This is a genomic window from uncultured Treponema sp. (assembly GCF_945873775.1).
In the GTDB taxonomy this organism is placed as follows: Bacteria; Spirochaetota; Spirochaetia; order Treponematales; family Treponemataceae; genus Treponema_D.
Window position 1 is genome coordinate 1 of sequence record NZ_CAMCEC010000046.1, and the last position, 4,303, is coordinate 4,303.

Annotated in this window: 5 protein-coding genes; 2 read left to right on the top strand and 3 right to left on the bottom strand. The window is 41.8% G+C overall.

The features are described from left to right. Positions 1 to 338: 338 nt before the first annotated feature. The 3 genes from Q0N70_RS12215 to Q0N70_RS12225 all read right to left on the bottom strand — a co-directional run bounded on the left by Q0N70_RS12215 (position 339) and on the right by Q0N70_RS12225 (position 3,336). Positions 339 to 1,913 (bottom strand): ATP-binding protein, encoded by a 1,575-nt coding sequence (locus Q0N70_RS12215; RefSeq protein ID WP_294017160.1) that lies wholly within the window; start codon positions 1,911 to 1,913, stop codon positions 339 to 341. Positions 1,914 to 2,086: 173 nt separating this feature from the next. Further along, positions 2,087 to 2,455 carry an MBL fold metallo-hydrolase gene (locus Q0N70_RS12220; protein WP_294017162.1) on the bottom strand — a complete coding sequence of 123 codons (369 nt, stop codon included), beginning with the start codon at positions 2,453 to 2,455 and terminating at the stop codon, positions 2,087 to 2,089. 20 nt (positions 2,456 to 2,475) lie between these two features. Beyond that, positions 2,476 to 3,336 (bottom strand): LysR family transcriptional regulator, encoded by an 861-nt coding sequence (locus Q0N70_RS12225; protein ID WP_294017164.1) that lies wholly within the window; start codon positions 3,334 to 3,336, stop codon positions 2,476 to 2,478. A gap of 385 nt (positions 3,337 to 3,721) precedes the next feature. On the opposite strand from Q0N70_RS12225, the gene Q0N70_RS12230 reads away from it, so the two are divergent. Together Q0N70_RS12230 and Q0N70_RS12235 are read left to right on the top strand one after the other, a co-directional pair. Then, a complete protein-coding gene (locus Q0N70_RS12230) occupies positions 3,722 to 3,862 on the top strand; it encodes a hypothetical protein (RefSeq protein ID WP_294017166.1) in 141 nt (46 codons plus the stop codon). A 138-nt stretch (positions 3,863 to 4,000) separates the two neighbouring features. Further along, positions 4,001 to 4,273 carry a type III toxin-antitoxin system ToxN/AbiQ family toxin gene (locus tag Q0N70_RS12235; protein WP_294017168.1) on the top strand — a complete coding sequence of 91 codons (273 nt, stop codon included), beginning with the start codon at positions 4,001 to 4,003 and terminating at the stop codon, positions 4,271 to 4,273. The last annotated feature ends 30 nt before the right edge of the window (positions 4,274 to 4,303 follow it).

Here is a 4,303-nt window from a genome sequence, read left to right on the forward strand (position 1 = left end):
CCCTAAATAAGAGAGTTTCGAAAGAAACTCTAAGTTAAATCAAATGGCGCAATTTCAGCCATTTGATTTAAACGTTCTGCTGTTTCAGCATCTCTATGATTTCTGAATCTGTCATTTTCCCCACCATGGGGAATTATATCACATCGTTAAAAAAGTTAAAAGTACTTGTTATTTTTTTTTAGTGCTGAATAGTTACAATAGATTTTGAAATATTAATTTTATGGAGTGTAAGATAAAAACCACTGAAATTGTGCGGCTTTTATCTTACCTAAAGTTTGCGTTGCAAACTTTCTTATAAATGGGGGATTTTATGAAAAGAAAATTTGGCGTTATTCTTTTCACTTCACCTTCCACCCGCACATTCCCTTGCCGTCGCTGGAAAAAACTACTCCCACTTTGTAGATTTGCTTGCCGCTCACAGCGAAACGGTCGGCGTAACCGTTGGCGTCAATCTGTTCCAAAGCTTTGGCGGCGACTTCTTCAAACGCTCGGCCTTTGTCCATCTTCAGCTCAAAAATAAATACGCTGTCTTTTGTAGTAACGACAATGTCACTTCTGCCGGCAACTGACTGAAGTTCTGAAACTACGCGACAGCCTGTCATGCGGAACATTAGGTGCGTAACTGATTCATAGTAATTTTCGCACCTTTCTTTTTTTACGATTGTCGGAAGGTCTGCAATGGCGGACTTTATAATAGAAAGAACTTTATCGATATTGCGGTTTTTAAGGGCGATTTTCATATTCCCAATTTCAAGCCCCATGTCGTCGTAAGGCACTGTCACGAATTTTTTCAGCAGAACTTCCAGAAATCCTTCTTCAACTTCGCGGTTCGGAAAGTCAAGAGTGTAAAAGCGTGTTTCTTTTTCAAAACCTTTTATCGTAAGGTAGCCGCTCTGGTAAATAACAGGCAGCATGTTCTTGCTGTCGGGATCGTAATTTTTAAACTGATTTTCGGTCGCAAGCCTTCCATTTACAAGGTTTTCAAGTTCAAGCGGCTGATACTGCAAGGTTTTTACAAGGAAGGACGGAGTTCCGCTTTCAAACCAGTAGGAGCCGAAGTCGTTGGAAAAAAAGCATTTTAAAAGGCAGAACGGATTGTACACACCTTCAACGTCGTGGGCAAAATGATAGCCGTCGTACATTTGGGCAAGCTTTTCCTTTGTTTCGGCAACAGACATTTCCTGCTTTTCGGCAAGAGTTTTAATTTCTGGTTCAAAATACTGTTCAAGCTCACTTTCAGAAATTCCGCAGAGCGAAGAATACTTTCTGTCAAGGCTTATGTCGTTGAGCTGATTCAGTCCGCTGAAAATGTTTATGTGACTTACTTTTGTAATTCCAGTGATAAAAAGGAAACGGATGTATTTGTCAGACTCTTTCAAAGGACTGTAAAAATTCCTGAGTTCCTGGCGGTTCTGTTCTTCAAAATCCGTGTAAAGGGCGTCAAGAATCGGCTTGTCGTATTCGTCGATGAGAATGACGACTTTTTTACAATCCGACTGTTCACTTGCAGTTTCAATCAGAGTGGAAAGACGGACTGCCGGGTTATCAGATTGTTTTTCAAGCCCAAACAAACGCTCATTTTCTGTCAGAATGGCATCAATGATAGACAAAAGCTTGTCTTTAGTTTCATAAGAACCGCGTCCAAAACTGATTTTCAAAACAGGATATTGGGTCCATTCTTTTTCAAGTTTTTCAATTGCAAGACCTTTGAACAGTTCCTTTTTGCCAAGAAAATACGCTTCCATTGTAGAAAGCAAAAGACTCTTTCCAAAACGGCGCGGACGGCTTAAAAAATAAGGCTTTCCTTCTGTTGCAAGTTTGTAGATAAGTTCAGTTTTGTCTACATAAATGCAACCACGATTGCGTAAATCCTCAAAATCCTGAATGCCGATTGGCAAAAATCTTTCGTTCATAACATTATTATAGCACAACTTCAGCGGTTATTCCATCAAATAAAACAGGGACAGACCTTGTTTGTAAACACCGTTTTTTTGGAGTTTTGGCTGAAGTTATATTTCAATGATACCTGTTGTGAAAAAAACTGCCAAAACTCGCAGCACGTGCCAACAAAACGTGCATTTTCATTTCAGCTTTCAGCACGTGCAGGGACAGACCTCCGTTTATCAATCCCGATATAGCGGAAGCCCTTGTCCTCGCCATCGAAGGCATAAAACTCACCGCCGGCATTGTGCTGCAGGTAGATTTTCGCATTCGGATTAAAACTCGTAAAGGCCAGAATCCCGCCGGAGTGATCATAATGCCCATGACTCAAAATCACCGTATCAACCGCTGTCAAATCAACACCAAGTCTTTCTGCATTCCGCAGAACAACCTCACTCGGACTTGTGTCGAAAAGAAGTTTATGATTTTGAGTTTCAACATAAAAAGAAAGTCCGTGTGCAGCTTCGCAGCCAGGAACGCCTTCTTCGTTTTCTACAAGATTTAATATTCGCATATCACCACTTTCTATTCATTCTATGCTTTTCCCATTTCTTCAAGCAGTGCCCGCCAGTCATCAGCTTTGTCGCGCCGGCACACTGCATAAAAAGTTACATTCATCTCCGAATCGGTAAGTGGAACTGCAACGCGGTTTTCTGGAAGTGAGAAATGTTTTGTGCGGTCGGAAATAAAGCTTGGCATATCTGTTGCGCCCACTATCTGCGGAAGTGAATCGTTTTCGTTACGGCGTTCTATGCGAATAAACTTTGCATTGGGGATTTTTTCCTGTTTTACTTTGTCCCAGAAGCCGATGTCGTCGTACATTACAAAAGTTTCGCCTGCAAGATCAGAAAGCTTGAGAGATTTGCGGTCAGCAAGCCTGTGATTTTTTGGAAGCATAACAGAAAGACTTTCTGAAAAATATTTCTTACTTTTAAATTCTGCGTCGTCCATCGGATGCAAAAGAACAATCATCTGATAAACATCGTCGGTAAGAGCGCGCAAAAGGTGTGCTTCATTGTCGTTGATATCAAAGCGTGCCTCGATTCCCGGGTACAGCTTTTGTGCAGTTTCAGTCACGGTCGTTGCAGGCATAATCGCAACTGAGCCCACAGCAAACTTCTTTTTAAGACCTGCCTTCTCGCGTGTCTTTTCTATCATCTCATCCTGCAGCGAAAGAATCTTTTCTGCATAGTCAGCCGCCAGAACTCCCGCCTCATTCAAAGCCACATGATTTTTTGTGCGTTCAAAAAGCGTCACTCCAAGCTCGCCTTCAAGCTTTTGCATAGCCCGGCTGATTGAAGGCTGAGTCGTTCCAAGCTCTTCGCCAACACGGCTGAGTGTTCCATATTTTTTGACGGCCGCAAGCAGCCGCAGGATATACGTTTCGATGAACATAATTAAATTTAACATGAAAATTGCTGATTGTCGAGTATACGCACAACGTATACTCGCATACGAACTTTCTATTGTACTTATGGAATTATCTGCTGGTATACTGAAAATGCGTTAGGGATTGGAGTGGCGGCGTTAGCCGTTCCGAAGTGTCGGTGGTTGAGCTTGTCGAAACCACCAGAACGTAGGAATGAAGCCGAAAGGCGGAACCACGCAAAGCCCGACCGACCGCGAAGCGGGCGGTAACGCCAAAAAGAACGAAGGCACTTATGTTCACAAAAGAATTAACTTTACCAAACGGAAACAAAATCCCGCAGCTCTCTCTTGGAAACTGGCTCATTGATGACGGGGTTGTAGCAGACGCTGTAAAATTGTAGGAGAATAAATTATGGCAGAAAAAATAGTACAGACGGCAGGGCGCGAGCAGCTGGGTGATTTTTCCCCGATGTTTGCGCATTTGAACGATGACGTCCTCTTTGGAGAAGTATGGAATGAGACCGCGATTGATGTAAAGACAAAGTGTGTATAATTTTACTATTGACAAAACGCGCTTTTCTGCTATATTTAAATTAAAGAGTGGTCCTGCTTAGTGGACGATTCAAAACAAGGCTGGAGACAGTCTTTCACAAGGCTTTCTTTTTCGAGAAAGCCTTTTTTTATGGTGTTTATGAAAGTATTCGATACAGATATAAGCAAGACTTCTCCAAAAATCGTAATGGTGGATAAAAACTATCTGTCATATTTGCACGGTTTTGACAGCCGCGTGAGCCTCAAAAAAGACCGTCCGTATGTCGGGCTTTCGGTTCAAATTAACGGCAAGATTTTTGTTATTCCGCTTACTTCCCAGACTACGCAGGAGCGCAAGAAAAGAGGCTTGAAAAAACGAAATTCTCTCACAACAACATTTATAAAGGCTTCTAGTACATCGTTCTATATTTAACATTTAGAATAAAATATGCTATACTAAATA

Coding starts and splice junctions, on each gene's coding strand:
- Q0N70_RS12215 (WP_294017160.1), bottom strand. CDS start 1,913: ATGAACGAAAGATTTTTGCCAATCGGCATTCAGGATTTTGAGGATTTA.
- Q0N70_RS12220 (WP_294017162.1), bottom strand. CDS start 2,455: ATGCGAATATTAAATCTTGTAGAAAACGAAGAAGGCGTTCCTGGCTGC.
- Q0N70_RS12225 (WP_294017164.1), bottom strand. CDS start 3,336: ATGTTCATCGAAACGTATATCCTGCGGCTGCTTGCGGCCGTCAAAAAA.
- Q0N70_RS12230 (WP_294017166.1), top strand. CDS start 3,722: ATGGCAGAAAAAATAGTACAGACGGCAGGGCGCGAGCAGCTGGGTGAT.
- Q0N70_RS12235 (WP_294017168.1), top strand. CDS start 4,001: ATGAAAGTATTCGATACAGATATAAGCAAGACTTCTCCAAAAATCGTA.